1 protein-coding gene is annotated in these 1,302 nt (G+C 65.1%); it reads left to right on the top strand.

The annotated features are described in order from the left end of the window. The first annotated feature begins 372 nt into the window (after window positions 1–372). A complete protein-coding gene (locus tag AB0B45_RS51500) occupies window positions 373–1,077 on the top strand; it encodes a cytidylate kinase family protein (protein ID WP_358146396.1) in 705 nt (234 codons plus the stop codon). The last annotated feature ends 225 nt before the right edge of the window (window positions 1,078–1,302 follow it).

The following is a 1,302-nucleotide window of genomic DNA, read 5'->3' as shown; positions in this document are numbered from 1 at the left end:
CAGTTGCACTCGCGTCACGGAACAAGATCTACCGGTCCAGGCCTCACCACGAGGGCGAATCGACAGATTGATCACGACCCAATACGCGCCCTAGCAGCCCAACCGGGGCGGAGTAATGCTTGAGACCCTGTGGATCGGCCGGGAGGGGTGTACCTTCCCGGTGATCGTCTGTAGGTCTCACGCATGGCCGACGCGCCAACGTCGGTCGGGAAGGTACACCCATGCTCACCGTAGTCCCCGACCCGTCCGATCGCGATGTTGTCGCGTCGGCCGGGTCGCCTGTGGCGGCGTCGTTGATCGACGAGATCGTCCGGGAGGGCGACCGCAGCCTGACGTGCGGTGCTAAACAGAGAAACCGTGAGAGAGGCAGCAATGGACCAAGGCACCCGCGGCGAGCTCATCAGTCGGCTGGCCGAGGCGATCAGGTCCGTCACGGCCGCGCACCCGCTGCGGGTCGCCATCGACGGGCCGCCCGCCGCCGGCAAGACCACACTGGCCGACGAGCTCGCCGTCGTCCTGCGCGCGCAGGACCGCGACGTCATCCGCGCGACCATCGACGACTTCCTCGTCCCCCGTGCACAGCGCTACCGACGCGGCCAGTACTCGGCCGAAGGCTGCTACTTCGACGCCCACGACCACGCCGCGCTGTGCCGGGTCCTCCTCGATCCGCTGGGCCCAGGCGGAGACCGAAGGTTCCAACACGCGGTCTACGACAGAGACACCGACACCCCATCGTCCCCGTCGGCCACGACCGCCCACGCAGACGCCGTACTGCTCTTCGACGGAGTCTTCCTCCTGCGCCCAGAACTCATCGACCGGTGGGACCTGCGCATCTTCGTGTCCGTCCCATTCGAGCAGACGGTAGATCGCGCCCGGGACCGGGGCACAGCGCTGGCTGGATCAACCGCCGACACCGCCGAAATCGAACGGTCCTGGCGCAACCGCTATATCCCCTCCCAACAGCTCTACTTCGCCACAGCCCGCCCAACCGATCACGCCGACATCATCGTGTACAACGATCAGCTCCAACGGCCGACCTGGGAAGTCCGACCACACTCATCGATACACAGGATGTGACAGTTGCTCACCGGGCGTCGATCTGGCAGCTAGCAGCCGATACCCGACAAGCTCCATGTAATGAAATCCGGGATATCGCCCCCGTCGACGTGCTGCTAGACCTAGTGGGGGCAGCCCTCTAGGTGTGATGTCTCAGAGTGCGTTACGCGAGCTGATGTCCCTTTCGTCGTTGCGGTTGGATTAGGTCTACTGGTCGGCGATCCACCGTTCGGTCTACGGGCGCGG

The sequence above is a fragment of the Nonomuraea sp. NPDC049152 genome (genome assembly GCF_040648355.1).
Taxonomy (GTDB): Bacteria; Actinomycetota; Actinomycetes; order Streptosporangiales; family Streptosporangiaceae; genus Nonomuraea.
This window is presented reverse-complemented; position numbering and strand designations above follow the sequence as displayed.

Bases quoted from the DNA above. Each gene is read 5' to 3' on its own strand.
- AB0B45_RS51500 (WP_358146396.1), top strand. From the start codon at position 373: ATGGACCAAGGCACCCGCGGCGAGCTCATCAGTCGGCTGGCCGAGGCG.